31 protein-coding genes, 1 other RNA gene, 1 pseudogene and 1 riboswitch are annotated in these 26,529 nt (G+C 57.4%); of the genes and pseudogenes, 14 read left to right on the top strand and 19 right to left on the bottom strand.

What is annotated here, in order from left to right; translation table 11 throughout:
* Positions 1 to 4: 4 nt before the first annotated feature.
* The 4 genes from napA to moaA form a co-directional block, all read right to left on the bottom strand.
* Entirely contained in the window at positions 5 to 2,494 is a 2,490-nt protein-coding gene (gene napA, locus ACTG19_RS20210) for a nitrate reductase catalytic subunit NapA (RefSeq protein WP_439989508.1), read from the bottom strand.
* A gap of 101 nt (positions 2,495 to 2,595) precedes the next feature.
* Positions 2,596 to 2,850, bottom strand: a complete 255-nt coding sequence (locus tag ACTG19_RS20205) for a chaperone NapD (protein ID WP_031227438.1) — start codon at positions 2,848 to 2,850, stop codon at positions 2,596 to 2,598.
* A gap of 29 nt (positions 2,851 to 2,879) precedes the next feature.
* A complete protein-coding gene (gene napF, locus ACTG19_RS20200; RefSeq protein WP_047438502.1) occupies positions 2,880 to 3,422 on the bottom strand; it encodes a ferredoxin-type protein NapF in 543 nt (180 codons plus the stop codon).
* Positions 3,423 to 3,661: 239 nt separating this feature from the next.
* Complete coding sequence (gene moaA / locus ACTG19_RS20195; RefSeq protein WP_040065406.1) at positions 3,662 to 4,657, bottom strand: GTP 3',8-cyclase MoaA; 996 nt, start codon at positions 4,655 to 4,657, stop codon at positions 3,662 to 3,664.
* A riboswitch (molybdenum cofactor riboswitch) is annotated at positions 4,645 to 4,785 on the bottom strand. Its footprint overlaps the gene before it by 13 nt.
* A gap of 78 nt (positions 4,786 to 4,863) precedes the next feature.
* On the opposite strand from moaA, the gene narQ reads away from it, so the two are divergent.
* The 3 genes from narQ to ACTG19_RS20180 all read left to right on the top strand — a co-directional run bounded on the left by narQ (position 4,864) and on the right by ACTG19_RS20180 (position 7,893).
* Positions 4,864 to 6,576: a nitrate/nitrite two-component system sensor histidine kinase NarQ gene (gene narQ / locus ACTG19_RS20190; protein WP_005334468.1), complete on the top strand. Its 1,713-nt coding sequence runs from the start codon at positions 4,864 to 4,866 to the stop codon at positions 6,574 to 6,576.
* A complete protein-coding gene (narL, locus tag ACTG19_RS20185) occupies positions 6,576 to 7,214 on the top strand; it encodes a two-component system response regulator NarL (protein WP_005334471.1) in 639 nt (212 codons plus the stop codon). The genes narQ and narL overlap by 1 nt, the downstream gene beginning before the upstream one ends.
* A gap of 103 nt (positions 7,215 to 7,317) precedes the next feature.
* Positions 7,318 to 7,893, top strand: a complete 576-nt coding sequence (locus ACTG19_RS20180; RefSeq protein ID WP_005334473.1) for an LON peptidase substrate-binding domain-containing protein — start codon at positions 7,318 to 7,320, stop codon at positions 7,891 to 7,893.
* A gap of 248 nt (positions 7,894 to 8,141) precedes the next feature.
* On the opposite strand, the pseudogene ACTG19_RS20175 reads toward ACTG19_RS20180, so the two are convergent.
* Both ACTG19_RS20175 and ACTG19_RS20170 read right to left on the bottom strand, forming a co-directional pair.
* A pseudogene (locus ACTG19_RS20175) lies at positions 8,142 to 10,237 on the bottom strand (ATP-binding protein).
* Between the two features lie 31 nt (positions 10,238 to 10,268).
* The gene (locus ACTG19_RS20170; RefSeq protein WP_338771899.1) at positions 10,269 to 11,453 is read right to left on the bottom strand and encodes an FIST signal transduction protein; all 1,185 of its coding nucleotides are present in this window, start codon (positions 11,451 to 11,453) and stop codon (positions 10,269 to 10,271) included.
* A 113-nt stretch (positions 11,454 to 11,566) separates the two neighbouring features.
* Between ACTG19_RS20170 and ACTG19_RS20165 the strand changes: the two genes are divergently transcribed.
* Positions 11,567 to 12,481, top strand: a complete 915-nt coding sequence (locus tag ACTG19_RS20165) for a gluconeogenesis factor YvcK family protein (protein WP_019446542.1) — start codon at positions 11,567 to 11,569, stop codon at positions 12,479 to 12,481.
* A gap of 39 nt (positions 12,482 to 12,520) precedes the next feature.
* Here the strand turns inward: ACTG19_RS20165 and ACTG19_RS20160 are convergent, their stop codons facing one another.
* From ACTG19_RS20160 to lpcA, 4 genes are all read right to left on the bottom strand, one after another.
* Entirely contained in the window at positions 12,521 to 12,856 is a 336-nt protein-coding gene (locus tag ACTG19_RS20160) for an Hpt domain-containing protein (RefSeq protein WP_439989507.1), read from the bottom strand.
* A gap of 37 nt (positions 12,857 to 12,893) precedes the next feature.
* Positions 12,894 to 13,097: a hypothetical protein gene (locus tag ACTG19_RS20155; RefSeq protein WP_201902738.1), complete on the bottom strand. Its 204-nt coding sequence runs from the start codon at positions 13,095 to 13,097 to the stop codon at positions 12,894 to 12,896.
* Positions 13,098 to 13,148: 51 nt separating this feature from the next.
* A complete protein-coding gene (locus ACTG19_RS20150) occupies positions 13,149 to 13,958 on the bottom strand; it encodes a class II glutamine amidotransferase (protein WP_005353514.1) in 810 nt (269 codons plus the stop codon).
* A 164-nt stretch (positions 13,959 to 14,122) separates the two neighbouring features.
* A complete protein-coding gene (lpcA, locus tag ACTG19_RS20145; RefSeq protein WP_005334485.1) occupies positions 14,123 to 14,701 on the bottom strand; it encodes a D-sedoheptulose 7-phosphate isomerase in 579 nt (192 codons plus the stop codon).
* 254 nt (positions 14,702 to 14,955) lie between these two features.
* Between lpcA and fadE the strand changes: the two genes are divergently transcribed.
* Entirely contained in the window at positions 14,956 to 17,412 is a 2,457-nt protein-coding gene (fadE, locus tag ACTG19_RS20140) for an acyl-CoA dehydrogenase FadE (protein ID WP_439989506.1), read from the top strand.
* 179 nt (positions 17,413 to 17,591) lie between these two features.
* Complete coding sequence (locus ACTG19_RS20135; RefSeq protein WP_439989505.1) at positions 17,592 to 18,866, top strand: amidohydrolase; 1,275 nt, start codon at positions 17,592 to 17,594, stop codon at positions 18,864 to 18,866.
* Between the two features lie 81 nt (positions 18,867 to 18,947).
* Here ACTG19_RS20135 and ACTG19_RS20130 read toward each other — a convergent pair whose 3' ends face one another.
* The gene (locus ACTG19_RS20130) at positions 18,948 to 19,295 is read right to left on the bottom strand and encodes an RnfH family protein (RefSeq protein WP_005353535.1); all 348 of its coding nucleotides are present in this window, start codon (positions 19,293 to 19,295) and stop codon (positions 18,948 to 18,950) included.
* Positions 19,288 to 19,722: an SRPBCC family protein gene (locus ACTG19_RS20125; protein ID WP_005334496.1), complete on the bottom strand. Its 435-nt coding sequence runs from the start codon at positions 19,720 to 19,722 to the stop codon at positions 19,288 to 19,290. The genes ACTG19_RS20130 and ACTG19_RS20125 overlap by 8 nt, the downstream gene beginning before the upstream one ends.
* A gap of 168 nt (positions 19,723 to 19,890) precedes the next feature.
* Here ACTG19_RS20125 and smpB point away from each other — a divergent pair, with 168 nt between their 5' ends.
* The 3 genes from smpB (at position 19,891) to ACTG19_RS20110 (ending at position 21,990) form a co-directional block, all read left to right on the top strand.
* A complete protein-coding gene (smpB, locus tag ACTG19_RS20120; RefSeq protein ID WP_005334498.1) occupies positions 19,891 to 20,379 on the top strand; it encodes an SsrA-binding protein SmpB in 489 nt (162 codons plus the stop codon).
* A gap of 166 nt (positions 20,380 to 20,545) precedes the next feature.
* Positions 20,546 to 20,905: a transfer-messenger RNA gene (gene ssrA, locus ACTG19_RS20115) on the top strand.
* Between the two features lie 722 nt (positions 20,906 to 21,627).
* Positions 21,628 to 21,990, top strand: a complete 363-nt coding sequence (locus ACTG19_RS20110; protein ID WP_439989504.1) for a helix-turn-helix domain-containing protein — start codon at positions 21,628 to 21,630, stop codon at positions 21,988 to 21,990.
* A 28-nt stretch (positions 21,991 to 22,018) separates the two neighbouring features.
* Here ACTG19_RS20110 and ACTG19_RS20105 read toward each other — a convergent pair whose 3' ends face one another.
* The 6 genes from ACTG19_RS20105 to ACTG19_RS20080 are packed head-to-tail and all read right to left on the bottom strand — an operon-like array spanning position 22,019 to position 24,009.
* On the bottom strand, positions 22,019 to 22,150 hold the full coding sequence (locus ACTG19_RS20105) for a hypothetical protein (protein WP_420938630.1): 132 nt from the start codon (positions 22,148 to 22,150) through the stop codon (positions 22,019 to 22,021).
* Positions 22,147 to 22,623: a hypothetical protein gene (locus ACTG19_RS20100; protein WP_439989503.1), complete on the bottom strand. Its 477-nt coding sequence runs from the start codon at positions 22,621 to 22,623 to the stop codon at positions 22,147 to 22,149. The genes ACTG19_RS20105 and ACTG19_RS20100 overlap by 4 nt, the downstream gene beginning before the upstream one ends.
* Complete coding sequence (locus ACTG19_RS20095; RefSeq protein WP_439989502.1) at positions 22,620 to 23,540, bottom strand: hypothetical protein; 921 nt, start codon at positions 23,538 to 23,540, stop codon at positions 22,620 to 22,622. The genes ACTG19_RS20100 and ACTG19_RS20095 overlap by 4 nt, the downstream gene beginning before the upstream one ends.
* The gene (locus tag ACTG19_RS20090) at positions 23,521 to 23,640 is read right to left on the bottom strand and encodes an Arc family DNA-binding protein (RefSeq protein ID WP_439989611.1); all 120 of its coding nucleotides are present in this window, start codon (positions 23,638 to 23,640) and stop codon (positions 23,521 to 23,523) included. The genes ACTG19_RS20095 and ACTG19_RS20090 overlap by 20 nt, the downstream gene beginning before the upstream one ends.
* Before the next feature lie 22 nt (positions 23,641 to 23,662).
* A complete protein-coding gene (locus ACTG19_RS20085) occupies positions 23,663 to 23,830 on the bottom strand; it encodes an Arc family DNA-binding protein (RefSeq protein WP_236396287.1) in 168 nt (55 codons plus the stop codon).
* Positions 23,830 to 24,009, bottom strand: coding sequence for a hypothetical protein (locus tag ACTG19_RS20080; protein WP_236396289.1), 180 nt, complete (start codon positions 24,007 to 24,009; stop codon positions 23,830 to 23,832). The genes ACTG19_RS20085 and ACTG19_RS20080 overlap by 1 nt, the downstream gene beginning before the upstream one ends.
* 98 nt (positions 24,010 to 24,107) lie before the next feature.
* Here ACTG19_RS20080 and ACTG19_RS20075 point away from each other — a divergent pair, with 98 nt between their 5' ends.
* From ACTG19_RS20075 to ACTG19_RS20065, 3 genes are read left to right on the top strand one after another with little or no spacing between them, the layout of a single operon-like run.
* A complete protein-coding gene (locus ACTG19_RS20075) occupies positions 24,108 to 24,434 on the top strand; it encodes a TA system antitoxin ParD family protein (protein WP_236396290.1) in 327 nt (108 codons plus the stop codon).
* Entirely contained in the window at positions 24,434 to 24,787 is a 354-nt protein-coding gene (locus tag ACTG19_RS20070) for a hypothetical protein (RefSeq protein ID WP_252655480.1), read from the top strand. The genes ACTG19_RS20075 and ACTG19_RS20070 overlap by 1 nt, the downstream gene beginning before the upstream one ends.
* Before the next feature lies 1 nt (position 24,788).
* Positions 24,789 to 25,550, top strand: coding sequence for a tetratricopeptide repeat protein (locus ACTG19_RS20065; protein ID WP_439989501.1), 762 nt, complete (start codon positions 24,789 to 24,791; stop codon positions 25,548 to 25,550).
* A gap of 33 nt (positions 25,551 to 25,583) precedes the next feature.
* Here the strand turns inward: ACTG19_RS20065 and ACTG19_RS20060 are convergent, their stop codons facing one another.
* Positions 25,584 to 25,787, bottom strand: coding sequence for a hypothetical protein (locus ACTG19_RS20060; protein ID WP_042878058.1), 204 nt, complete (start codon positions 25,785 to 25,787; stop codon positions 25,584 to 25,586).
* 148 nt (positions 25,788 to 25,935) lie between these two features.
* Here ACTG19_RS20060 and ACTG19_RS20055 point away from each other — a divergent pair, with 148 nt between their 5' ends.
* Both ACTG19_RS20055 and ACTG19_RS20050 read left to right on the top strand, forming a co-directional pair.
* Positions 25,936 to 26,115, top strand: a complete 180-nt coding sequence (locus tag ACTG19_RS20055) for a hypothetical protein (RefSeq protein ID WP_033137226.1) — start codon at positions 25,936 to 25,938, stop codon at positions 26,113 to 26,115.
* Positions 26,115 to 26,513: a type II toxin-antitoxin system death-on-curing family toxin gene (locus ACTG19_RS20050; protein WP_167570012.1), complete on the top strand. Its 399-nt coding sequence runs from the start codon at positions 26,115 to 26,117 to the stop codon at positions 26,511 to 26,513. Before ACTG19_RS20055 ends, ACTG19_RS20050 begins: the two co-directional genes overlap by 1 nt.
* Positions 26,514 to 26,529: the final 16 nt, after the last annotated feature.

The following is a 26,529-nucleotide window of genomic DNA, read 5'->3' as shown; positions in this document are numbered from 1 at the left end:
CGCCTTAAGCCTTCATCACCTTGACGGCGCACTTCTTGTAATCGGTCTCTTTCGAGAGCGGATCGGTGGCGTCCAGGGTCAGCTTGTTGACCAGCTGGCTGGCATCAAAGAAGGGCATGAAGACCAGCCCTTTCGGCGGACGGTTGCGACCACGGGTCTCGACACGGGTCTTCACCTCGCCACGGCGGGAGGAGACAATCACCTCTTCACCACGGCGCACGCCGCGAGCCTTGGCATCGTCCGGGTGCATAAACAGCACCGCATCCGGGAAGGCGCGATAAAGCTCGGGAACCCGACGGGTCATGGTGCCGGTGTGCCAGTGCTCCAGCACGCGGCCGGTGGAGAGCCACAGATCGTACTCTTTATCCGGCGACTCGGCGGCGGGCTCGAACGGCAGGGCGAAGATGACCGCCTTGCCATCGGGCTTGCCATAGAAGCGCACCCCCTCACCCGCTTTCACATAGGGGTCGAACCCTTCGCGATAGCGCCACAGGGTCTCTTTGCCATCTACCACAGGCCAACGCAGACCACGGGCTTCGTGGTACTGATCGAACGGAGCCAGATCGTGACCGTGGCCACGACCGAAGGTGGCGTACTCCTCGAACAACCCCTTCTGGACGTAGAACCCGAAGTGCTCGGCCTCGTCGTTCAGCACCCCCTTGCTCTGCTCTTTCGGGAACTGGTTGACCTGACCGTTGGCATAGAGCACATCAAACAGGGTTTTGCCCTTCACTTCCGGCATCTTGGCAATCAGCTCAGCCGGCCACACTTCCTCGACTTTGAAGCGCTTGGAGAACTCCATCAGCTGCCACAAGTCGGACTTGGCCCCTTCCGGCGCTTTCACCTGCTGGTGCCAGAACTGGGTCCGGCGCTCGGCGTTGCCGTAAGCCCCCTCTTTCTCCACCCACATGGCGGTCGGCAGAATGAGGTCAGCAGCCTGGGCAGTGACGGTCGGGTACGGGTCAGAGACCACGATGAAGTTGCGCGGGTCGCGATAGCCAGGCAGGCGATCGGTATTCATGTTGGGGCCGGCCTGCATGTTGTTGTTACACATCACCCAGTAAGCGTTGAGCTTGCCATCTTTGAGCATGCGATCCTGCAGCACGGCGTGGAAACCCACCTTGTCGGGAATGGTCCCCTCCGGCAGTTTCCAGATCTGCTCGGCAATGGCGCGGTGCTTGGGCTCGGTCACCACCATGTCGGCAGGCAGACGGTGGGCAAAGGTACCCACTTCACGCGCGGTGCCACAGGCGGAGGGCTGGCCGGTCAGTGAGAAAGGACCATTGCCCGGCTCGGAGATTTTGCCGGTCAGCAGGTGGATGTTGTAGCAGAGGTTGTTGGCCCAGACGCCACGGGTATGCTGGTTGAAACCCATGGTCCAGTAGGAGACCACCTTCTTGCCCGGATCGGCATAGAGCTTGGCCAGCTTTTCCAGCTTCTCTTTGGAGACGCCGGAGAGCTTGGAGACCGACTCCACATCGTAATCCGCCACGAACTTGGCAAACTCCTCGAAGGTCATCGGAGTGGCATCGCCACTGTCCGGGTTCTTCGCTTTCTGCTGCAGCGGATCGGTCGGGCGCAGGCCGTAACCGATGTCGGTGGCCCCCTTCTTGAACACGGTGTGCTTGTTGACGAAGTTCCAGTTCACCTTGTCGTTCTGGATGATGTAGTTGGCGACATAGTTGAGGATCGCCAGATCGGTCTGCGGGGTGAACACCATGCCATTGTCCGCCAGCTCGAAGCTGCGGTGCTCGAAGGTCGAGAGCACGTGCACCTGCACATCCGGGTTGGAGAGACGGCGATCGGACATCCGCGACCAGAGGATGGGGTGCATCTCGGCCATGTTGGAGCCCCACAGCACGAACGCATCGGCCTGCTCGATATCGTCGTAACAGCCCATCGGCTCATCCATACCGAAAGTACGCATGAAGCCAACGACCGCAGAGGCCATGCAATGGCGGGCATTGGGGTCAATGTTGTTGGAGCGGAAACCGGCCTTCATCAGCTTGGCGGCAGCATAGCCTTCCCAGACGGTCCACTGGCCGGAGCCGAACATGCCGACGGCGGTCGGCCCCTTCTCTTTCAGGGTCGCCTTGAACTTCTCGGCCATGATGTCGAACGCCTGATCCCAGCTGATGGGGGCGAAGTCGCCATCCTTGTCGAACTGGCCGTTCTTCATCCGCAGCATCGGCTGGGTCAGGCGATCCTGGCCGTACATGATCTTGGAGAGGAAGTAGCCCTTGATGCAGTTGAGGCCACGGTTGACCGGCGCATCGGGGTCGCCCTGAGTCGCCACGACCCGACCATCCTGAGAGCCCACCAGCACGGAGCAGCCGGTACCGCAGAAGCGGCAGGGAGCCTTATCCCAATGGATGGCAGTCTTGTCGGTACTGGTGATGAGATTGGCTGCCAGCGTGGGGGCACTGACACCGGCCACGGCAGCGGCAGCTGCCACCGCGTTGGCCTTCATAAAGTCGCGTCGACTCAGCTTCATGGCATATCCTCACATTGCTTATCGCGTAATAGTTGTCGAATCTGTCGAACGGGAGCCAGCCATCAGCGGCAGAGGGCACGCCCGGCATCCCATCACTCTTTTCAGTGACCGCCCAGTTCATCGAACTGGTGGTAAATCAGGGCGGCTGAGAGCACGCCCGGCATCGCCTGTATCGCATCAATGGCCGCCATGATCGGCCGCTGGCTCGGACCTTCCAGGGTCACGACCAGCTTGCCCTCGTCACTGACGGCGTGGATCTCGGCCCCTTCAAGGGCGCCAATCTGCTCGGCGAGCTGATGGCGCAAAGGGGGCTGGGTCAGCACCACCAGACTCGATACATGGAACTCCTGATCCATTGTGGCTTCTGTGTCACACGGCTTCTGACTCATTCTGACTCCTGCTTGAGGGTGGGCTGGCTCGCACCACCGGATGGGGCGGCTCGCCCGTCGACCTTGATGCTGCCAACCGGACAATCCTGCACACAGGCGCCGCAGCCATTACAGCGATCCGGCTCGACCGTCGGGGTGGGCACACGCCCCAACACCGGAATAAAACGAATGGCATTGGGCTCGCAGCTGTCCTGACAGCGCTGGCAGAACACCTGACCATTGGCCAGACAGTTGGCCTCGATATGGGCCTTGTAGTGCCAGGGGGACTCGCTGGTCGGGCGAAACACAGGCGCCTTGCAGACCGTGACGCACTCGGTGCAGAAGGTGCATTCGCCACGCTGGAAATCGACCACCGGAAAACCGCCCTCGCCATTCACCAGGATCTGCTCCGGACAGGCCGCCAGACACTCCCCGCAGCGGGTGCAGTCGGTGACAAATGCCGACCAGTTGACTGACCAGGGCAACTGCACCGGCGGTTCGGCGGTTCTCAGCCGCCCCCGGAACAGGCCGCGGCGGGCAAGATCGATCTCATCCGGCATGTTGACTCCTGTTCTGGTGAAAAAGGGGACAGTGCGAGTCCATGATTGGCATTCTTGATACCAATTATAAGAGTGGGTGTATATTGCGGCCCTGACAAGGTAAGGGATATACCACCAGGGAGATAAACAGGGGGGATTCTTGCGCCAGATCAAAGCCTTGCAGCGCAATAAAAATGGAGGTATCGGTTAAAATACCTCCATGTGAGGATTGCTATTTAATCGTTGGCGATTTTTTGCGGTTATCCGCCGATCGAGGCGAGATGAGGGGTGATGCCGGCATTGCCCTCATGGAGACGATGGGTGGCACTCTTGCCCGCCAGTGCCGCGCGAATGCGCTGTTGCAGCTCATCAGATTGTCCATCTGCGCCGAGCAGATCCCGCAGGTCGATGCCGTTGTCACCAAACAGGCACAGATGCAGCTTCCCCAGCGAGGAGACCCGCAGCCGGTTGCAACCGGCACAGAAATCCTTGCTGTAGGGCATGATAAGCCCCACCCCACCTTGCGAATCGGGGTGCATAAAGACCTGCGCCGGACCGTCATCCGTGCCCCGCAACTGCTGCACCCAACCGCTCTCCAGCAAGCGCTGTTTGATCTGTTCGCCGCTGACATGGTGGTCACGAAACAGGGTATCCATCTCGCCGGTCTGCATCAGCTCGATAAAGCGCAGCTCGATGGGCTTGTACCTGATCCAGCCCAGAAAGGCATCGAGCTGGTAGTCGTTGAGCCCCTTGAGCAGCACCGCATTGATCTTCACCGATTTGAAACCGGCGGCCAGTGCTGCTTCGATCCCCTCCATCACCTCGGCCAGCTTGTTCTCACCGGTGATCTGGTGAAACTGGCGCGGGTCGAGACTGTCGACACTGACATTCAGCGCGTTGAGTCCGGCATCAAACCACTCCTGGGCCCGCTCCTTCAGGCGATAGCCGTTGGTGGTCATGGCGACCTTCTCGATACCCGGGGTGGTGGCAATCACCTTGACGATCTCGGTGAAATCGCGGCGCAGGGAGGGCTCGCCCCCCGTGATGCGCACCTTGCGGGTGCCCATGGCGGCAAAACCGCTGACCACGCGGCGGATCTCGTCAATCGAGAGAAAGGGTTGACGCCCCGCTTTGTGACCTTCGGGGGGGCGATAGCCGTCAGGCAAGCAATAGGTGCAACGGAAGTTGCACACATCGGTCACCGACAGACGCAAATAGTAAAAACGACGGGAAAAACCATCTTCAAGTGGCAACATAAACACCTTTCCAAATACGGGAGGCCAGGGCATTTCTTTCCTGACCCTTACAGCTCGAACGTCGGCTGACGGCTGGTTTCCCCCTATCGCTAGGACTTAGGCAAAACCGCTCGGAGTTCATCTAGTTTTTCGATGCTAACACAAGTTGGAGTACACTCCCACGCATCTTGCGGGGTCCTTATCACTATTCAGAGGTGCGCATCAGTATGGGAAAACGGTTCAGGGTCCATTCGGTCAGCAGTGCCATTGGCCGCGCCATGGTGTTGATCCTCTTCATGGCCAGCCTGATCGCGCTGGTCGCCATGGTCACCCTCTTCTACTCGGTACCCGATGCCAAGGCGATCAATCTCTCCGGTTCGCTGCGGATGCAGGCCTACCGGATGGCCTACGAAATCGAGCGGGGCGACAGCGTGCTGGGGCGCCTCTCCCAGTTTGAAGAGACCCTGCACGCCGAAGAGCTGCAGGAGACCCAGCGCTGGATCACTCCTGCCTCCCTGCGTCGCACCTATGGCGAGGTGCTCGGCCAGTGGCAGGTGATGCGCCAGCACATCGAGGATCGCACCCCCAGACGGTACACCGATAACACCGAGCAGTTTGTGGCGGCCATCGACAATTTCGTCAATCAGATGCAGTACCACGTGGAATTCAAGGTGCGGATGCTGGCACTGGCGGAGGGGCTCGGCCTGCTGGCCATCATCACCATCGCCTGGTTTACGGTGCGCTTCACCCGCCAGCAGGTGGTCGCCCCCCTCAACCAGCTGGTCTACTGTGCCCGCCAGATCCAGCGGCAGGATTTCGATCTTAAGCTGCCCGCCCACGGCGAAAACGAGCTGGGGGAGCTGTCGCGCGCCTTCGTCACCATGGCGGACGAGCTGGGCAAACTCTATCGGGAGCTGGAAAACAAGGTGGAGGAGAAAACCGCCAAGCTGCAGCAGGCCAACGATACTCTCTCGTTTCTCTACTCGACCGCCCAGAAGCTGCACGCTGCCCCGCTCAGCACCCGTACCCTTATCAAACTGCTGGACCGCGCCGCCGCCCACCAGCATATCGACCACATCCGGCTGACCCGCTTCGAGCACAACGCCATGCCGGTCTACATCTCGGGGCGCACCGGCTGGCCCGGCGATCTCGATGCGGTCGCCAGCTTTTATCTGCAGATGGATGAGCAGGAGTTCGGCCGCCTCGACATCATCAGCCAACACCCCATCGATGAGCGGTTGATTAAAAACTTCACCATGCTGCTGGCTCAGGTGCTGCACAAAGACCAGACCCTGCTGCAACAGCAGCGACTGCTGCTGATGGAGGAGCGGGCGGTGATCGCCCGCGAGCTGCACGACTCGCTGGCGCAGGCCCTCTCCTACCTCAAGATCCAGTCCACCCTGCTCAAACGCTCTTACGCCAAGGGGCAGCATGACAAGGCGCAGGAGGCGATGCAGCAGATCGACGAGGGGCTAAGTAATGCCTATACCCAGTTGCGCGAACTGCTCGGCACCTTCCGTCTCACCATTGGCGATGCCAATCTGGGGGAAGCAATCCGGGTGATGCTCGATCAGCTGCAACCTCAGACCCAGGCCGAAATCAGGTTCCATTACGGACTGGCCGACAACGACCTGGAGGCGGGCCAGCATATCCACATTTTGCAGCTGATCCGTGAGGCAGTGCTCAATGCCATCAAACATGCCAACGCGCAAGTGATTGATGTTAGCTGTGAGACCCTCGCCAGTGGTAACATCGAGGTTCAGATTTCAGATGACGGTGTCGGGATCGGACTCGCCAGCTCGGCGATCAACCATTACGGGTTGAGCATCATGAACGAGCGCGCCAGCAAACTGCACGGTCTGCTGACCATCAACGAGCAGCAACCACAAGGCACCTGCGTGCATCTGACCTTTCCCACCAGTCTAGCGAGAGACGCCTGATGGACGAGATGAAATACACAGTTCTGGTCGTAGATGACCATCCCCTCATGCGCAAAGGGATTGTGCAGTTGCTGGCTCTGGAAGAGAATATGGAGGTGACCGGTGAAGCCTCCAACGGCACAGATGCCGTGGCGCTGGCCAAAGAGTCCGAGCCGGACCTGATCCTGCTCGACCTCAATATGAAGGGGCTCTCCGGCCTCGATACCCTCAAGGCGCTGCGGGCCGAAGAGATCACCTCCCGGGTGGTGATCCTCACCGTCTCCGATGCCCGTCAGGATGTGGTAGCCCTGCTCAAGGCGGGTGCTGATGGCTACCTGCTCAAAGATACCGAGCCTGATCTGCTGCTGGCCCAGCTGGCCGACGTGATGACCGGCAAGCAGATCCTGAGCGAACCGCTGCGCCCCTATCTCGAAAACATCTACGAGCTGGATCACCTGCAGCAAAAGCTGGAAAGCTTAACGCGTCGCGAAATGCAAATCCTGCGCGAAATTGCAAAAGGCCTCTCCAACAAACAGGTCGCCTCGGTACTCCATATCTCCGAGGGAACGGTCAAGGTTCACGTGAAGAGCCTGCTGAAGAAACTCGAGGCGCAAAGCCGCGTGGAAGCGGCTGTCATGTATCTGGAGCAGCGCAACTAAGCGCCCTCAACCGCCCGAAAAGCCACCCTCCGGTGGCTTTTTTCATTCTCTGGCACAGTCGCTGCATTGTCATATTCAGCAACTACTCAATGGAGGATGGAACATGAAACTACAACCTTTGGCACTGTTCCCCTTGCCTTCCCACATACTGCCGGGCGGCAAGCTTCCTCTGCGTCTGTTCGAGCCACGCCACCTGCAGATGCTCAAGGAGTCATTCATCAACGATCAGGGCTTTGGCATCGTGATGGAAGAGTCGACCACCTCGGGACAATCCGGCCGCATTCTGCCGGTGGGCACCCGGGTCAAGGTGACAGACTTCTACACCCTCAATGATGGCCTGCTGGGTGTGACGGTGCTGGGACTGGAGCGCTTCTGTATCCACGAGATGGAAACAGACGAGATGGGCCTGCGCCGGGCCAAGGTGGAGATGCTGCCCAACTGGCCGAGCACCCACTCAGATTTCAACGACAAGCTGCTGGTCAATCGCCTGCGGGAAGTGTTCGAGCAGTATCCGGAGCTTGATGAGCTCTATCCGGACAAGCGCTTTGAAGATGCCGCCTGGCTCTGCCAACGCTGGCTCGAGATATTGCCGATGCCGATTTACGAAAAGCAGATGCTGATTGCCAAACAAAACAGCGAAGCGGCCCGTAAATTTCTGCATCGCCTGATTTCACAATGACAAAAACAGCGTTGCAAAATGCAATTATTCCAACAATGAAAATGTGAAATTCGCATTTTGCAAGTAAGTAGGAACGCAAAACGCCATAACAAGAGAGAGCCGCTGCGCTAAACGGCCAAAATTGAACACAAAAGAGTCTAAAAAAGTTGGCACAGATTTTTCATATAGATTTGTACAACCCGATTTATCCCGTGCTCTCTTCAGTATTTGCTGAAGAACTGGTCAACCCACAAAGTTGACCATTTTTTTTATCCGCGCGTCGGCAACCGCTGACCAAAGTGACGCTGCAAACACTCTCTCAGCCGTGACAAGGTGATGGGCTTGGCGAGAAAGTCATCCATCCCCTGCGCCAGACAGCACGCCTTGTCCTCCGCCATCGCATTGGCCGTCAGGGCGACGATAGGCATGGTGCATCCCAACTCCCGCAACCGGCGTGTCGCTTCCAGTCCGTCCATCAGGGGCATCCGCATATCCATCAGGATCAAATCCGGGAGCTGCTCATCCACCTGCGCCAGCGCCTCCAGACCATTGGCAGCCAGCCGTACCTTGCCCACCAGCTTTTGCAACATCAGCGACACCACCAACTGGTTCACCGGGCTGTCTTCCACCACCAGCACATCCAGTGGCAGCAGTGCCGAAGCCCCCTCCTCCCGCTGCGGCTGGCTATGACAAGGCAGCGCCATACCAGGCAGCTCAAACCAGAAGCAGCTTCCCTTGCCCGGCTCGCTCTTCAGGTGGATCTCTCCCCCATAAGCGTCACCAGACGCTTGCTGATGGCAAGACCGAGGCCGGTACCGGAAAAACGCCGGGTGGCCGAGTTGTCGACCTGGGAGAAGGGTTCAAACAACAGCGCCTGATCCGCATCAGCGATCCCGATCCCGGTGTCGGAGACCGAGATCAGCAGCTTCTCATCCTGCCAACCCAGGTGCAGTGTCACCTGCCCCTGCTCGGTAAACTTGAGGGCGTTGTCCAGCAAATTGCCCATCACCTGTGACAAACGCATCGGATCTCCCTGTAACTCCCGGGGTACCGACTCATCGACCCGATAAACCAGCGCAATCCCCTTGGCGGTCGCGCGAGCTTGCAGCGGCTCGACCAGAGATTGGCAAAGCTGGACGGGTTGCAGGGTCTCGCAGTGAAACACCAGGGTTTGCGACTCAATTTTCGAAAAATCGAGCACGTCGTCGATGATGGTTTGCAGCAATCTGGCCGAGTGGGTGGCATGGCGCAGCAGGCTCTGTTGCTCCGGCGCCAGCTCGGCATGCTGCACCAGATCGAGCATCCCCAACACCGCATTCATGGGCGAGCGGATCTCGTGGGTCATCATGGCCAGAAACTGGGACTTGGCACGGTTGGCCGCTTCAGCCTCATCCCGTGCCCGCGCCAGCTCCTCTTCCCTACGGATCTGGTTGCTGATATCCCGGGCTGTGCCGCGATAACCAATAAACAGGCCATCATGGTCAAAGCAAGGCTCGGCGCTCACCTCCATCCAGCAGGGGCCGTGTTGCAGCGCAACCTGCATCCGCACCCCTCGCACCGGCTGGCGCAGCTCCAAAAGCTGCAGATATTTCTGGGCATCGCAGCTCTGCTTGTTGCAGACGTAGTCATAGAGGGTCGGCCGGGTCGCCTGCGGGGTCATCTCATCCAGATAACCCGGCTCTGAGGCATAACTGAGGCGATGCTCGGCATCTGTCTCCCAGAACCAGTCCGAAGCCATGGCGGCGAAGCTGCGAAAACGGCGTTCGCTGGCCTGCAGCGCCTCGGTTTTTACCGCGACCTGCTCCTGCAAGCGGGCCCGATAGGTGATGTTGACCAGCGCTTGGGCGATAAGCGGACGACAACGCTCCATGGCGGCCTTGCTGGTGAGATCGAAGGTGCCCGCCCGAGCGTGGCGGCAGATGAGGGTAGCGGTAAAGCCGGGGGCCTGCAGCCCGGTCAGCATCACGCTGGCCCAGCCCGGCTCGCTCGCCAGCGGCGCCAGCTCAGGCAGCTGGACGGGATCGTAAATCACCAGAGTTTCACCCGAGATGGCGCGGGCAAATGCCGGGGTCATGCGCCAACTGCGGGCAGAGAGCATAGGCTCGGTACTGAGGTGGGTACTTCCCTGCTCCCCTTCCCAGGCCACCACATCCGCGTGCTCAAAGCCAATAAAGGGTTTAAGCACCTGGATAAGGCTCTCCAGCACCTGCTCCAGCGTCTTGGCATCGGCGAGGGTAGCAACGCCCCCCAGCAGAGTCTGAGACTCGTGACGATACTTGGCCTCGCGCTCGCGGCAACGCATAAGGTCGACCAGCGTGGTCTGCAATTTGTCGCCGAGGGCTTCCAGTTCACTGTTGCCAATCATCTTGTTGCCTGCTCTGTTATGTTCTGCCGACTCAACGGGTCAGGAAAATCACGCTCGATACCATCAGGTTGCCGTGGGCCAGCTCGCCATTGGGCAGCCGCCCCTGCTCGCCGAAAGTAAAGGGGGTGATAAAGGGGATCTTGCCGAGGCGAGCCTGGCTCTGCTCGACAAATTGGCACAACATATCACCTAGCGCCAAACGGCAACCAGCACAAAAGATGATGAGCGCGCCGATAGGCTGCAATTCCACATCGACCCCATACCCTGGCTCGACGCGCATGGCATTGAGGCTGCGCTGCAACAACCCTTCCTGACTGCTGTACATCAACAGCAGACGCTCCCCTTGCACCACATCGGTAAAGAGCCGCAGCCCGCCCTGTTCGGTCACAGCTTCGGGATGGGAGAGTTTGTAGTAAGGAATGCCATCCAGCGCTCCCACCTGACGGGCCAGCGGGGTGAGCGTGGTCTCCCGCAAAATCGCCCCCACCGGCCAGGGCTGCTCGCGCCCGCACCAGCGGGCATAGACCTCGGCGGCAGGCTGGTGATCGATGGTGAGTACCTCCCGCCCGTTGCAGGCGGTGATTTCGCCGCTGAATTCGGCAGGCACATAACCGGAGTGAAACTGAAAGGCCAGCTGGCAATCGGGATAGAGCACCGCCAGACCGATGCCATCCTGACTCACCGCCTCATCCCAGCAGAGTTGCCAGTCACCGCTGACGCTGCTATCTGCCGCGGACCCACCGACCACCGGCACCGAGGCACCGAGTTCTGCCTCGATACCGGCCAGCAGCCCCTCTTCCTTGCCGGGACTGGCATGAAACAGGATCAGCTGGGGCAGCTCGCCCGGCCGACCACAGTCGCTCATGGCTCGGCGCAGCAACTGCCGCACATCCACCCCGTCACCGCTGGCACCGGCTACCCCGAATGCCCCTTTCTCATCGTACAGAGCAGCAACGGCCAGCCCATATCCGTCTCGGGCGTGGTGTCCCATCTCGGTCATGACACCACCGCAAGAGCTGCACCCAAGCAAGCGGGTCGTCGGGAACTGGCGTTTGAGCGCGTCGCGCAGTATCGCCCCCTCATGGGCTTGGGTAAAATAAAGTAACAGCAGGGAGGGGGCCTGATCGGCATGGTGGCGCAGCTGCGCGCAGATATCTTGGGCCGCCAGCGATGAATCCTGGGCGAGGGAGTGAACGGTCAGAAATTTCAACACCATCTCCTTGTTTTATCGAATAGCAGCCTCAAGCAAAAATCATACCTTTATCAAACAATTATCTCGCTTCACTTGCTAACATAGCGGTCAACTGAGACCAATGACAGGACGCCCATATGTGGCAAAAAAACATCAATGACTTCGATCGGGTCGTTGCCATCGGTGGTGGCCACGGCATGGGGCGAGTGCTTTCGTCCCTCTCGTTTCTCGGTCAACGGCTCACCGGCATAGTCACCACCACAGATGATGGTGGCTCGACCGGACGCCTGCGCAAGAGTCAGGAGTGCATCGCCTGGGGCGATCTGCGCAACTGCCTGAACCAGCTGGTGACCGATCCCAGCATCGGCAGCCTGTTGTTCGAGTACCGCTTCGCCGGCAAAGGCGAGCTGGCGGGCCACAACCTTGGCAACTTGATGCTGCTGGCGCTCGATAATCTCTGTGTCCGTCCTCTTGATGCTATCAAGCTGATCAGTGACATGCTCAAAATCGAGTCACAATTGCTACCCATGTCTGAATTTCCCACCGATCTCTGCGCCCATATGGAGTGTGGCACCCAGATCCTGGGAGAGGTATCCATCGATCAACTGGCAACACCGCCCCTCTCCCTCGGCCTGATGCCGGAAGTGCAAGCGACCCGGGAAGCGGTGCTGGCATTGCAGCAGGCGGACATGATCATTCTTGGGCCGGGCAGTTTTCTCACCTCCATCATGCCGCCACTGCTGCTGGCCGAGATCGCCCAGGCCATCAACGAGAGCAGCGCCATGCTGGTTTTCGTCTGCAATCTGGTGGCGGAGAACGGTCCTGCCAGCCAGCTGGATCTGATGAGTCAGTGTCGCTGGCTGGAGTCCCGGGTCGGTCAGGGTCGGCTGGATGCCATCCTGGCCCCACAGGGCGCGAGTGATGCGGGGGACTGGCAAGGGCGTGTGATCGAAGCCGAGCTGGGCGAGCTTGAGCTGCCGCATCGGCACGATCGGTTGAAGCTGAAACTGGCGCTGGACCGGATCATCCAGCAACTGCTCAACCAGCGTTAGGCAACGGTCACGGCGCCCCGGCATCCCAGCATGGCGCCGTTACTGATAATCGGCAAGAAACGCGAGCACCTGGGGCAAGGAGGCCTCCAGCAGTTGCAACTGGCGCTCTACCTCGGCCACATCGGCCTGCTTGCTGGCCATCTCCAGCGCCATCACCTGCTGATAACTCGGTATGGCGCCATAGCTGCCACAGGATGATTTCATGCTGTGCGCCACCCGAGCCAGCGCCTCCCACTCCCCCTGTTCATAGAGGGGCCTGAGCTGACTCAGCTGCTCGCCCACCTCTTCAATAAAGACTGCGATGACCACGGGCAGCATATCCGAACCGATATCCTCTGCCAGCTGCTGCAACACCTTGCGATCCACCCACTCCATGAGAGGCTCCTCCAGAACGGTATTCAAACAGACCATACTATAGATAGTTTTCGATGTCGTGGCTCACGACCAGGCTGTGATGAAGCACCAGATTGGATGGCTCAGGGAATAAAGTGGCAAAAAATGTGATCAGTATCGAAATAGCGATGCTGAAACGCCCCTTCAACACAACAAGTTGATTGCCATCAATTAACAATTGATCAACACTTAATGCCGTCAGAGTGATGATGCTCAGCAACACCTCTCATCCCTTTTGCCTTTTATGGCTGCTGCGAAGAACCAGGGTAGGTATCTACCCTGGTATTTTTTTATCTTGCTCAAGCGCGACCTGGTTGGTCGCCACCCGCTCCCCCATGCGAAACAGATTGAATTCGCCGGGCGCCATTTTGACCCAATTCTCATTGCCGGTCAGCGGACGGGTGGTGATCAGGGTCACCACATCGTTGGGGGTGGTCTCCCTTTGAAAGTCGATCACCACCTCCTCATCCAGCAGGCTCGCCTCGCCAAAGGGCGCACAGCGAGTCAGCCAGTGCAGGTTGTTGCTGCAGTAGCTCATCACATACTCCCCGTCCGAGAGCAGCATGTTGAACACCCCGAATGCTCTGAGCTCGTCACACAGGGTGGCGAGATAGCGAAACATGGCGGGAAAGTTTGCAGGACGCTTGGGATATTTTTGCTCCAGCCTGTCGAGCAGCCAGCAGAAGGCGTGCTCGCTGTCGGTATCCCCCACCGGCCGGTGGCGGCCGGTTGGCAGCTTCTTGTAGCCGGTGAGCTGACCGTTGTGGGCGAAGGTCCAGTAACGACCCCACAGCTCACGGGTAAAGGGGTGGGTATTTTCCAGTGACACGCAGCCACGGTTGGCCTGCCGAATGTGGCTGACCACGGCGCAGCTCTTGATGGGCAGCGCCTGTACCAGTCTGGCGATGGGAGATTGGGCGCTGGGCTCGGGATCCTTGAAGGTGCGAAAGCCCTTCCCCTCGTAGAAGGTGATCCCCCAGCCATCCTTGTGGGGCCCGGTCTTGCCGCCGCGCAGCATCAACCCGGTAAAGCTGAAGCAGATATCGGTCGGCACATTGGCACTCATGCCGAGCAGTTCGCACATATCCGGCAGACTCCTTTCATGATTTGGCTTGTGTCATGTTCGACCAGCACGCTGGTTCGACAGACAGCAGGGGAAGGCGCAATCCCTTCCCCTGTGACTGGCAACAACCGGCCGATGGCAAACCATGCAACCGGTGATGCCCTAGTCTGGTGACGATGGCCTGATTACTTGGCCATCTCTTTTTCGACCAGCTGGATCAGGATGTGGATCACCTTGATGTGCACTTCCTGAATACGGTCGGCATAGCCAAAGTGCGGCACGCGGATCTCGACATCCGCCAGACCCGCCATCTTGCCGCCATCCTTGCCGGTCAGGGCGATCACTTTCATACCTTTGGCGCGGGCCGCCTCGATGGCTTTCAGGATATTGCCGGAGTTACCGCTGGTGGAGATACCAAGCAGCACGTCGCCACGGCGGCCGACCGCTTCTACGTAGCGGGAGAAGACATAGTCATAGCCAAAGTCGTTGGAGACGCAGGAGAGGTGGCTCGGATCGGAGATGGCGATACCGGCATAACCCGGGCGGTTCTCGCGGTAACGACCGGTCAGCTCTTCGGCGAAGTGCATGGCGTCACAGTGGGAGCCACCGTTGCCACAAGAGAGCACCTTGCCCTCTTCTTTGAAAGAGTCAGCCAGCAGTTTGGCGGCCGCTTCGATGTTTTTCAGGTTCTGCTCATCAGCCAGGAAGGCCTGCAGCACGCTGGCAGCTTCGGTCAGTTCATTGCGGATCAATTCTTGGTACATGATGTCTCTTCCACTGTTTTTAGTGTGCGTGTAGATCGCGGCTATTCTCGCACAAGCGAATCGCACAGTCGCCCCCTGCGAGCCACAGCGCTGGCGGCGCGTGAGCGTTATGGGGATCACAGAGAGAAGGTAATGAAGATGTAAACAGCTTGATAACTTTGTGCGTATGAATTACAACAGGGGCCATATCCAACAGGTCAGACCTCTGGATGAGTTACGCCACGTTGGCAACCTAACCACGCAAGGAGCAAGCAATGACGACGACCCTCACTCTGCTCGGGGTGATCCTGGTTATCGGAGCCCTGGCCTATCGCCGGGCATCCCTGTTCATCTCCACCCTGGTCACCGGCGCCGCCCTGGTGCTTGGCGCCATCTATGGTCATGTGCCCTTGCTGGTATGGGCGCTGTTCGCGGTGATCGCCATCCCGCTCAATCTGGTGGAATTTCGCCGCAATCAAATAACCAAACCGCTGTTCAAGATCTACAAATCGATCATGCCGGAGATGTCCCGCACCGAGAAAGAGGCGATTGAAGCGGGCACAACCTGGTGGGAAGCCAATCTGTTCGCGGGCAACCCGGACTGGAAAAAGCTGCACGCCATCCCGGTCAGCACCCTCTCTGCCGAAGAGCAGGCCTTTATGGATGGTCCAGTCGAGGAAGTGTGCCGCATGGTGAGTGACTGGGAAGTGACCCACGAGCGCGCGGATCTCTCCCCCGAGGTGTGGCAATACCTGAAGGACAACAAGTTCTTCGCCATGATCATCAAGAAGAAATATGGCGGTCTGGAGTTCTCGGCCTACGCCCAGTCCTGCGTCCTGCAAAAACTGTGCGGTGCCAGCGCCGTGCTCGCCTCCACCGTTGGCGTACCCAACTCGCTGGGCCCGGGCGAACTGCTACAGCACTATGGCACTGACGAGCAAAAGGATTACTACCTGCCCCGCCTGGCGGTAGGTAAAGAGATCCCCTGCTTCGCCCTGACCAGCCCGGAGGCGGGCTCTGATGCCGGCTCCATCCCCGACTTCGGTATCGTCTGCAAGGGCGAGTGGGAAGGCAAAGAGGTGCTCGGTATGCGCCTTACCTGGAACAAGCGCTATATCACGCTCGCCCCCATTGCTACCGTGCTGGGTCTGGCCTTCAAACTGCGTGACCCCGAGCACCTGCTGGGTGAAGAGGAAGAGCTCGGCATCACCTGCGCGCTGATCCCGACTCACATCAAGGGTGTCGGCATTGGCCGTCGCCACTTCCCGCTCAACGTGCCGTTCCAGAACGGCCCGACCCAGGGTAAGGATGTATTCGTCCCGCTCGATTTCATCATCGGCGGCCCGGCCATGGCCGGTCAGGGCTGGCGCATGCTGGTCGAGTGTCTGTCAGTCGGTCGCGGCATCACCTTGCCCTCCAACAGCACTGGTGGCGTCAAGATGCTAGCCTTGGCGAGCGGCGCATATAGCCGCATCCGTCGCCAGTTCAAGCTGCCCATCGGCAAGATGGAAGGGATTGAAGAGCCGCTGGCCCGCATCGGTGGCAATGCCTACATCATGGGCGCCGCAGCCAACCTGACCGTGACCGGTATCGACCTTGGCGAGAAGCCGTCAGTCATCTCCGCCATCGTCAAATACCACCTCACCGACCGTGCCCAGAAGTGCATCATCGATGCCATGGACATCCACGGCGGCAAAGCCATCTGCATGGGCCCCAACAACTATCTGGCCCGTGGCTATCAGGGTGCGCCCATCGCCGTTACGGTGGAAGGGGCCAACATCCTGACCCGCAGCATGATCATCTATGGTCAGGGCGCTATCCGCTGCCACCCGTATGTACTGCCGGAGATGCTGGCCGCCAGCCACCCCGACAAGGAGCAGGCGCTAAAAGATTTCGACAAGGCAGTATTCAGCCACGTCGGCTTTGCCATCAGCAACCTGGTGCGCAGCTTCTGGCTCGGTATCACTGGCGCCCGCTTTGCCGCGGCCCCTTACAAGGATCAGACCAAGGGCTACTACCAGCAGCTCTCCCGCCTCTCGGCCAACCTGGCGTTCCTGTCAGACATGGCGATGGGTACTCTGGGTGGCGAGCTCAAGCGCAAGGAGCGGGTCTCCGCCCGTCTTGGCGACGTGCTGAGCCAGCTTTATCTGGCCTCCAGCGCCCTCAAGCGCTATCAGGACGAGGGACGCCAGCAGGCCGACCTGCCGCTGCTGCACTGGGCACTGCAAGATGCCATGTTCAAGGCACAAGAGGCGATCGACGAACTGCTGCGCAACTTCCCGAACCGCTGGATTGGGCTTGCCCTGCGCGCCGTGGTGCTGCCGCTGGGTCGTGACCTGAACCGTCCGTGCGACAAGCTGGACCAGCAAGTGGCCCGTCTGCTGCAAACCCCGAGCGAGACCCGCAGCCGCCTGGCCAAGGGGCAGTATCTGACCCGCGAAGAGGGCAACCCCTTCGGTCTGCTGGAGCAGGCGCTCGATGACGTACTGGCCGCCGAGCCACTGTTCGAGAAAGTCTGCAAGAGCGATGGCATCAAGCGCCCCTTCATGGCACTGGACAAGGTGGCCGACATCGGCCTGGCCGCTGGCGTACTGACCCAGAGCGAAGCCGAGCTGCTGCGCCGCGCCGAGGTAAGTCGCTTGCGTACCATCAACGTCGATGATTTTGACCCCATCGATCTGGTGGCCAACAAGAAGCTATTTGAAGCCTCTGCTTACCATCACGCGGCCTGATAACCAGCTATCGACAACGCCTCCCTTGTGGAGGCGTTTTTTATGGGCGCTCACCACTATTCACGGCCCGAACAGCCACCACTTGCACTCACAGCTCCCCCGACCAGCTGCAGCCCCCGTGTGGTCAGCCGGGAAAAAAGGCACAATAGCCGACAAATCGAATCACCAAGGAAGCCAAGATGACCCTTGAGCACCTGATCCTGTGGCGCCGCGACCTGCACCGCCTGCCGGAAGCCGCCTGGAAAGAGTTTCGCACCACCAGCCTGATTGCCCACCACCTGAGCGAGCTCGGTTATCGCATCGTGCTCGGCGACAAGCTGCTGGCCAGCAATCTGATGATGGGCCGTGATGTGGATGTGGCGGCCGAGAAGGCTCGCGCCCGCCGTCAGGGAGCCCATCCCGACTGGCTGGAGCGGATCGGCGATGTCACCGGACTGATGGGAGAGCTGGATACCGGCCGTCCCGGCCCGACCCTGGCCTTTCGCTTCGATATCGATGCGGTGGAGGTGGAAGAGTCCGACGCCGAACAGCACCAACCGCAGCAAGAGGGTTTTGCCTCCCACAACAAGGGGTGGATGCACGCCTGCGCCCACGATGGCCACACCGCCATCGGCATGGGGCTGGCCAGCCAGCTGATGGCGATGAAGGAGCAGCTTCGCGGCCGCATCAAGCTCTTCTTCCAGCCCGCCGAAGAGGGGTGCCGCGGTGGCAAGGCGCTGGCTGCCGGTGGCGCACTCGATGACGTGGATGCCCTGCTCTCGCTACATATCGGTATTCACGCTGGCAGCGGCGAGCTGGTGATCAATCCCACCGAATTTCTCTGCTCCACCAAGTTCGACGTCCACTTTATGGGCACCGCCGCCCACGCGGGGCTCGAACCCAATGCCGGCAGCAATGCGCTGGCAGCCGCCTGCATGGCCACCACCGCCATGCTCGGCATTCCCCGCCACCGCGACGGCATGACCCGCATCAACGTCGGCCAGCTTCACGCTGGCAGCGGCCGCAACGTCATCCCCGATCATGCAGAGCTACGCGGTGAAACCCGTGGCGCCGATAGCACGCTCAACGACTACATGTTCAGTCAGGTACAGCGCATCGTCGAAGGTACCGCCCTCGCCCACGGCGTCACCTACCGCATCATCAAACAGGGCGAGGCCATTGCCCTCGACAACAGCCCGGCGCTGCAGGCCGAGCTGGCGGCGCTGGCCCGCAAGCAGGGGCTCGCCACCATCCAGACTCGCCGCTTTGGCGCCAGCGAAGATGCCGGTTTTCTGATGGAGCGGGTGCAAAAGCAGGGGGGCGAAGCGGCTTACCTCATCCTGGGGGCCGATCTGGCGGCGCCGCACCATCACAACGAATTCGATTTCGATGAGCGGGTGATGCAAAGCGGGGTAGAGCTACTGGCCGCTTGGGCCCGTGCACGACTGGGTGTGGCAGAAGCAGCCCTCTCTTGATATCCCTTCGGCCAGTTCACCGGCTAACGGGATCAAAAAAAGGCGCCACGGCGCCTTTTTTCTGCAAGAAAGAACCGAGAGCTACTCGCGGTGCTTGCGATGCACATCGGGGCGACCACCGGTCACGCTATCGGCTCTCCCCTCCTCTTTGGCCTTCTCGGCCCGCTTTTTGCGCATCTCGCGGGGATCGGCGATGAGCGGGCGGTAGATCTCGATACGATCGCCGTCGTGCAGCGGCTCGCTCCCTTTCACCGGGCGGCTGTAGATACCGAACTTGTTGACCGCCAGATCGATCTCGGGGTGTTTTTGCACGATGCCGGACTGCTCGATGGCCGCCAGCACGCAGGTCTCGGGCGCCACCCGCAGGGCAATCACCGTCTGCTGCTGCGGCAAGGCATAGACAACCTCGATGTTGAGCTGGTCAGACACCGTAGACCTCCTTCGCCCGGTTGGAGAAGGCGGAGACCATGGAGCTCACCAGATCGCGGAATACCTGACCAAAGGCCACCTCGATAAGCTTGGAGGTAAACTCGAAATCGAGATCAAACTCCACCTTGCAGGCGTCGACATCGAGCGGGGTAAAGGTCCACCAGCCCGCCAGCTTGCGGAACGGGCCATCCACCAGCTCCATCCTGATCTGGCGGTTCACATCCAGCTGATTGCGGGTGGTAAAGGTCTTGGCAATCCCCGCCTTGGCCACATCGACCGACGCCATCATGTAGTCATCGCCAGCCTCGTGGACACGGCTGCCGACACAGCCGGGCAAAAACTGCGGATAGGCATCCACATCGTTAACCAACTTGAACATCTGTTCTGCACTGAACATCACCAGGGCACTGCGCGTAATTCGGGGCATGGCTTTTCCTCATCCAATCGGCGCGATTTTATCACCATGTTTGGGGTTGTGGAGGTAAAACCTCAGCCAAACCGCTCAGAAAGCCACCACTTGACCTGCTGCGCGTTTTACAGCCGCCCCTGCCTACGTATAATACGAGCTCCTAGTCATTGCCGGAAATCGCCCGTCATGAGCAAAAAAAACAGTAAAAACAAAGCCGGGTCCAGCACCATTGCACTCAACAGAACCGCGCGCCACGAATACTTCATCGAAGAGAAGATCGAAGCGGGTCTGTCCCTGCAAGGGTGGGAAGTCAAATCCCTGCGGGCGGGCAAGGCCAACATCAGCGAAGCCTATGTCATCTTCCGCGATGGCGAGGCCTATCTGTTCGGCTCCAGCTTCCTGCCACTGCAAGCGGCCTCCAGCCACGTGGTATGTGACCCGACCCGCACCCGCAAACTGCTGCTGAGCCGTCGTGAACTCGACAAGCTCGAAAGCCTGATCGCCCGTCAGGGCTACACCATAGTTCCCCTCGCCCTCTACTGGAAACAGTGTTGGGTCAAGGTCGAGATCGGCCTGGTGAAGGGCAAGAAAGAGCACGACAAGCGCGAAGATACCAAGGCCCGCGAGTGGGATCGGGAAAAAGCGCGCATCATGAAGAACAAGCATCGCGGCTAACCCGCTACTGCCAGGATCTGGGCGCCAGTTCACCTTCCCCCAGCGCAGCTGGCTCTTCAGGCTCAGCTGCGTACAATAAATCGGCAAACAGACTGGTTGCCAGAGGGAATGGGTATCAACGCCTTGCTATGACAGCATTTTTGCGTACAATCGCAATTAACAACTTGGGGCTGATTCTGGATTCGACAAGATTCACGAAACCCAAGGTGCATGCCGAGGTGCGGTAGGCCTCGTTAATAAACCGCAAAAAAATAGTCGCAAACGACGAAAACTACGCACTAGCAGCTTAATAACCTGCATAGAGCCCTTCTACCCTAGCTTGCCTGTGTCCTAGGGAATCGGAAGGTCATCCTTCACAGGATCGTGTGGAAGTCCTGCTCGGGGCGGAAGCATTAAAACCAATCGAGCTAGTCAATTCGTGGCGTGTCTCTCCGCAGCGGGTTGGCGAATGTAAAGAGTGACTAAGCATGTAGTGCCAAGGATGTAGTAATTTTGGACGGGGGTTCAAATCCCCCCAGCTCCACCAATTTAACTAGGACACAGACAGGACAAAACGAGTTAAAACAGCAACTTAGCCAAATCTCGGCGACAGTGACTGGCCCAAAACGGGAACTAAAATGATCCACTGGTGATCCAAGAGCAAGAAAGCCTGCAGAAATGCAGGCTTTTTTCTTTTCCCCTCCCCAACACCTGCCTCCACCAAAAAGCGCGCATAGAAAAGCCCGCTCAATGGCGGGCCAATCCTAACCGGCTGCAACAACTATGAAGCAGCGTTCAGCTCATCGCGAAGTCGTTCAAGAATGCGCGCGATCTTCTCTTCCTCCACCCTGCTCAGGTCCAAAGTATCAAGAATATTCTCAAGCTCAGCTAGTGATTCCATCCGGTCAGGTCCCCGCTTATCTGCTCTCAGTCTCTCGACTGTGAAACACTGTATACCCATACAGTACCGAAGCGAATTTACCACTTTTTGCAGACCGAGTGGAGCACTATCTTTGCCCAGCCCTCCTATCCACATCCGTTCAGAAAACAAATCCCGTATTCTATTGCTCGTCATACAACCGCTACACTCCGTCATTACAGGTGATGCGCGGTGATCTCGTTGTGCGTTCTACTCGTTATTATTCACCTACAATTTACATGACCCGCATGTGCCATTACTGAGCAATTGCACTATGGGCGTCCCAGATATGGGACAAAGACAAAAACATGATCTAGAGCACGGTTGGCCACCAAAGATAAGGAATGCCTATGAAGCTGTATCTGACCAGCTCTAGCCTCGAGTATGTCCATCGCACCAAGAAGAAGGTGCGCCAGCTGATGGCGGAGAGAAAGCTCAGCCAGTCCAAGATCAGCAAGCTGACCGAAATCCCCCGCTCAAGCATCAGCAGATGGCTATCGCCGCATCACGACGACTTCATGGGATTGGCAGAGGCGGTCATGCTCTCGTCAGCAATGGGCCTATCCGTCCAGGCCATCCTTGCTGATCCGGACTGGAGCGTCTCAGATGATGAACATATGGGGCTGATCAACCGAGCAGCACGACTGCCGAAGCCACACCTGGCGTCGATGCTGAATTGCTATGCAGAGATACTTGGGGTTCGGGTGGGATGACAAAAATGGGGCCGAAGCCCCACCTTTATTACTCTGCCTGTTCAGGCATCATGCGCTCTATCCGCGCCGTGATCTTGGCCCGATCGACTCGCGTCATATCGACACCTTCCAGCTCGTCCAGTAAGGCGGCCAGCTCTACCATCAGTTGGGCTGCGCTCATGCTGCCTCCTCCATGAACTCCGTAACGAAGTCTGGCATCTTAAAGGCCTCACCAAGCTCGCGCCTCATCAGACTATCCATCACATCAATGCCAGCTTCGGTAATCCAGCATGTATAGTCACGAATCACAAGCATGCGCTCGTACAGCTCTGTCAACCTTGACGCCACGTCTTTACTGTCTATCTCTCCATAAAACTCCGCCTCTAGAGTTCCGCTCATTGTCCACTCAATATCCTCCAACGTGAGTATCTTGGTAACATGCCCATGACTGAATGCTCTGCCGTTGAATAGCAAGTATGTAGCAGCCAGCGTCGTTCTCGCTGCACACAAAACAATCGGAACGCTATCACTCATGCTAAGGGACGTATGTACGGTGCGCATGGTATCGATAAATTCCGACAGGCGCTTTGCCTTCTCGCTATCACTGATATCGCTCCTGAATCGCAATATCGTCTGCGGGAGTTGGTTGTTCATGCTGCCCCCTTGATCACTTTGTCCTGGGTGAACAGGCCATCCCAGTCCTTCTTCATTGGGAGTTCGCCTTTCAGGTAGATCTGGTAGACGCGCACCGCCCCCTTCTGGAGCAAAACTGGAGTGAAATTTATGAAGGACTCAAACCCATGACTGCGGATCTCCTTCTGCTCCTCGGTGAGGTATCTGTCGCGCGCATAAGACGCAGCACGCCAGCGTTTACCGGAGCGGCTTTCGTTATACAGCCAGCCGCGAGCCTCAAAGAAAATGCACACCTGCTGGGAGTTGACGCCGTTGAGCATCTTGCAGAACTGCGGGATCGTCATCCCCTGGCGGAACAGGCTTTCCAGTGAGTGGATCTGCTCCTGTTGCTGCTTGTTCTCGATGGCCAGCACCTGCCCAAGCTCGTACTGCTCGGCCCAAGCGCGGGCCGCTGCAGCGGGATTGCTGAAATCAGGCAGGTTGGCGGCCGGTGTTGATACCGCCTCCTCCAGCTCCTGCCAGCGATCCACAATGCGGGCGGTGAACTCTGGGCACAGCTGAGCAACTACGATCAGCGAATCACGCTTGCCCTGCTTGCCAGTGAACACGTAGACGGAAAATGTCTGATTGATGCCTAACCCATTGATTCTTCCACAATCCTGCATTGCAGGAAGCTGGATTACGCCCTTTTTGGAGAGCCTTTCAATGGCCACTTTCACATTGTCATGGCGGCTACCAACGAGATCTGAGATCTCAAGACTGGTCATGGTGACATCGCCACCATTCAGCGGCCCTGTCAAAACTTTGGTTTGCTGATACTGTTGTTGTATAGTCATACCGTAGTCCTTAACGTAGTGGTTTTGGTTTACATCCTCGGCCTTGGCGGTGGCAGCCGCTTTGGCCGAATTCTTTTTGGCCTCAGGCCAACTTCCCTTCATTTTTCAGTACCTCCTTCAAGCGCTGCACAATCTCCGAGTTCATCGATCGACAATTATCTTTTGCCAGTTCCTTGATCAACTCACGGAGTCCTGGCGGCATCCGCACCATAAGCGGCTCCCAATCACGCATTGCTACCCCCAGCACAGTCCTGCTCCATGGTGCGAACCAGTCGCGCCATCAGTTCGGCATTCACTGAGCGGAAGTTTTTCTCCGCCTGCTCTTTCAGGTAAGTCAGCATTTCTTCAGGAATGCGGAACTTGGTTTGCTTCACATCTCTTGTCAGTTTCATTAAAGATCACCACCTTTCCCGTGTTTGTTTTCTGCCCCGGCATCTCTTTTCATCTCTGCGTAAAGGATGGAGAGCACCTCTTTTGTTAGGCTGACATCATTATCAACCGCTCTGTGACCCAGCCACTTCTTAAGATCATCTGGGAGTCTTATTGATGTGGGTGGGATTTGATTTCCCATTTTGAGCTCCTTTTCTCACCAATAGAACCTCTTTGGTTCCATTGAATGATATGGACCACTGTGGTTGTATGTCAAACAGTTTTTTATGGGAGGTCTCCATGCCGCAGTTCAAACTCAGGATTGATGACGATTTACATGCAGCCATCAAGCTCTCGTCAGAGCGCAACAACAGATCTGTAAACTCAGAGATCGCTCACCACCTCCGCAATGCCATGATCGCGGCTGGGTACATTGAGCCTGAGCAGGTCGAACCACAAAACGGCAACAATGTGAGTCGTATCAATGATGTTGGGCGCCATTTGGTCCATGATGTAGTGCTAACAGACCCCAACATTCCGCCGAAGTGGAACCCCGACTTTGTAGATGAGATGCGCGAGGTGTTGGATTTCGTAAGGCAAATGAGAGAAAAGAAGGGAGATTCTTGATGCGAATTACCACCACAGCTATCGCCGCACTATTATTTTTTTCTGGCGCAGCCTCTGCTGAATGTATTGGATCTGGCAGCCTAAAAACATGCTATGACGACAGCGGAAACACATATACGGTGCAGAAATTTGGTAATTCCACTTATGTAGATGGTCAGAACGCCAGAACTGGATCGACCTGGAGTCAGCATAGCCAGAAGCTTGGTAACAGCACTTACACAACCGGGCGAGATGCCGATGGTAATTCATGGGATAGCACAGCCACAAAAATGGGCAGCTCTACCGTAATTAATGGAACAGACAGTGAAGGTGATTCCTTTTCTGTTATTTGCAATGAGTATGGATGCTATTAAAATGACCGCCAAGATTCTACCTGCTTTAACTTTTATTTTCCTATCTCCTTTGGCTTCAGCTTCTTTGGTTAACGATGTCATAGCCAAGGCAAATAATGGTGACTTGTACGCTCAAGAGTTTTTGGGTTACCAATATATGAACGGTGGCTATGTTGATATCGATTTATCTAAATCAGAGCAATGGCTTTTAATGGCTGAAAGGGGTGGTAGCGTAGCGGCACAGGCAATGCTTGGTGAATTGTATGCAGATAAGCTAGGGAGGATTAAGGATGGCGTTGCTAAGTACGAGATGGCAATTGCCGCTGGAAATAGCGATGCAAAATGCACTTACGCGACATGGATACTTAGGCAATCTGGTAATGATGTTTTTAAAAAAGAAGAGTGGCCTGCAGAGTATAAAAAAGCCATGTCGCTAATTGGTCAAGCGGCAAATTCTGGCGTGCCACACTGTCAGTTTATTAATGGTATTAGTGTGCTGCAAAATGACAAGGTTGCGGCGTTCAAATCTTTTTCAGCTGCCGCAAAGCAGTGTCATCCAAACGCCATGTCATTATTGGCCGATCTTTATTTTCGCGGTGATGGTGTATTGCAAAATTTCACTGAGGCTTATGTTTTTTATTCTGTTTCGGCTGCGTTAGGTGCCACAACAAAAGGCAATAATGAAAAACGAGATTTAATCTCTGGCAGGTATTTAGAGCCGGCTGAACTAAAGACCGCCAAGCGTAAAGCTAGCGAGATCTATAATGATTGTTCTGTTATGTAATTGTTATTCAAAGCGGCATCGCTCTGGTCGCACCTAAAAAATCTGATCAAGCGCCGCAATAGCAAATCCAACCAGGACAAAGAAAAAGCTGAATGCCATAAAGTCATCCAGATCGCTCCGGCTGGATTTGCTAAAACACCAACACCCGGCAGCAAAGGGGATCAGGGCCAGCGTAAAGCTGAAACTGAACGCCTTGAGCGCCACCACCATCATTATCAATGCAAACAGTATCCACATGGTCAGGGTCCTCACATATTAAGGCCCTAGCTTACCCCCTTCGCATGGGCTCAGCCAGGGCCGCGCAACTAAGTTGGACATACCACAGGATGTCGATTTACCATTTATGGTAAAGTCTCACCATGCGACATCAAGAGGTAGCCACAGCATGAAAGACAACACCGTCAGCAACAAATATGGATTGCCACAAGTGCAGAATCGGCCGCAGATCAAAGCTGAAAAGAATCTGTGCCTGAACGGTGAAGAAGGTCGCCAGATCATCAAATCTGAGACCAAGCTGACACTGAAAACCCACGAAAAAACATTCACCCGTTTGGCTGACATGTAATGGACATCATCCAGTTTCCTCCCGCTCGGGTGCTGGAGATTAACCACTACATTCTTGGTGCGTCGCCTGGTCATCATGGTCCTGCCAGCATCGCGTTATTGGAGGGGGCGCTTGGTCGCATCGACAATGCCATCGCCTACAGCGGGCTAAACGATGTGTTTCTCATCGCCGCAAAGTACGCAATGGCCATCGGTACCGCTCACGCCTTTTCAGATGCCAACAAGCGCACCGGGCTCGCTGTCTGCCTTGAGTATCTCTCCCTCAACGACTTCGAGATTGAAAGAGATAACGAGAAGCTGGCGGACGCCATGGTTGACCTTGTGCTTGGCGAGCTGCCAGAAGAGTGGTTTGCCGATATCCTTTACGCGCTTTGGTTAGAAGAGCAAAAAACCGCCTGATTCCCTTTTTATCAGG

The organism is Aeromonas sp. 3P, from assembly GCF_051919745.1.
Taxonomy (GTDB): Bacteria; Pseudomonadota; Gammaproteobacteria; order Enterobacterales; family Aeromonadaceae; genus Aeromonas; species Aeromonas veronii.
Note: the sequence above shows the minus strand (reverse complement) of the source record. Positions and strands in the feature narration are given on the sequence as shown.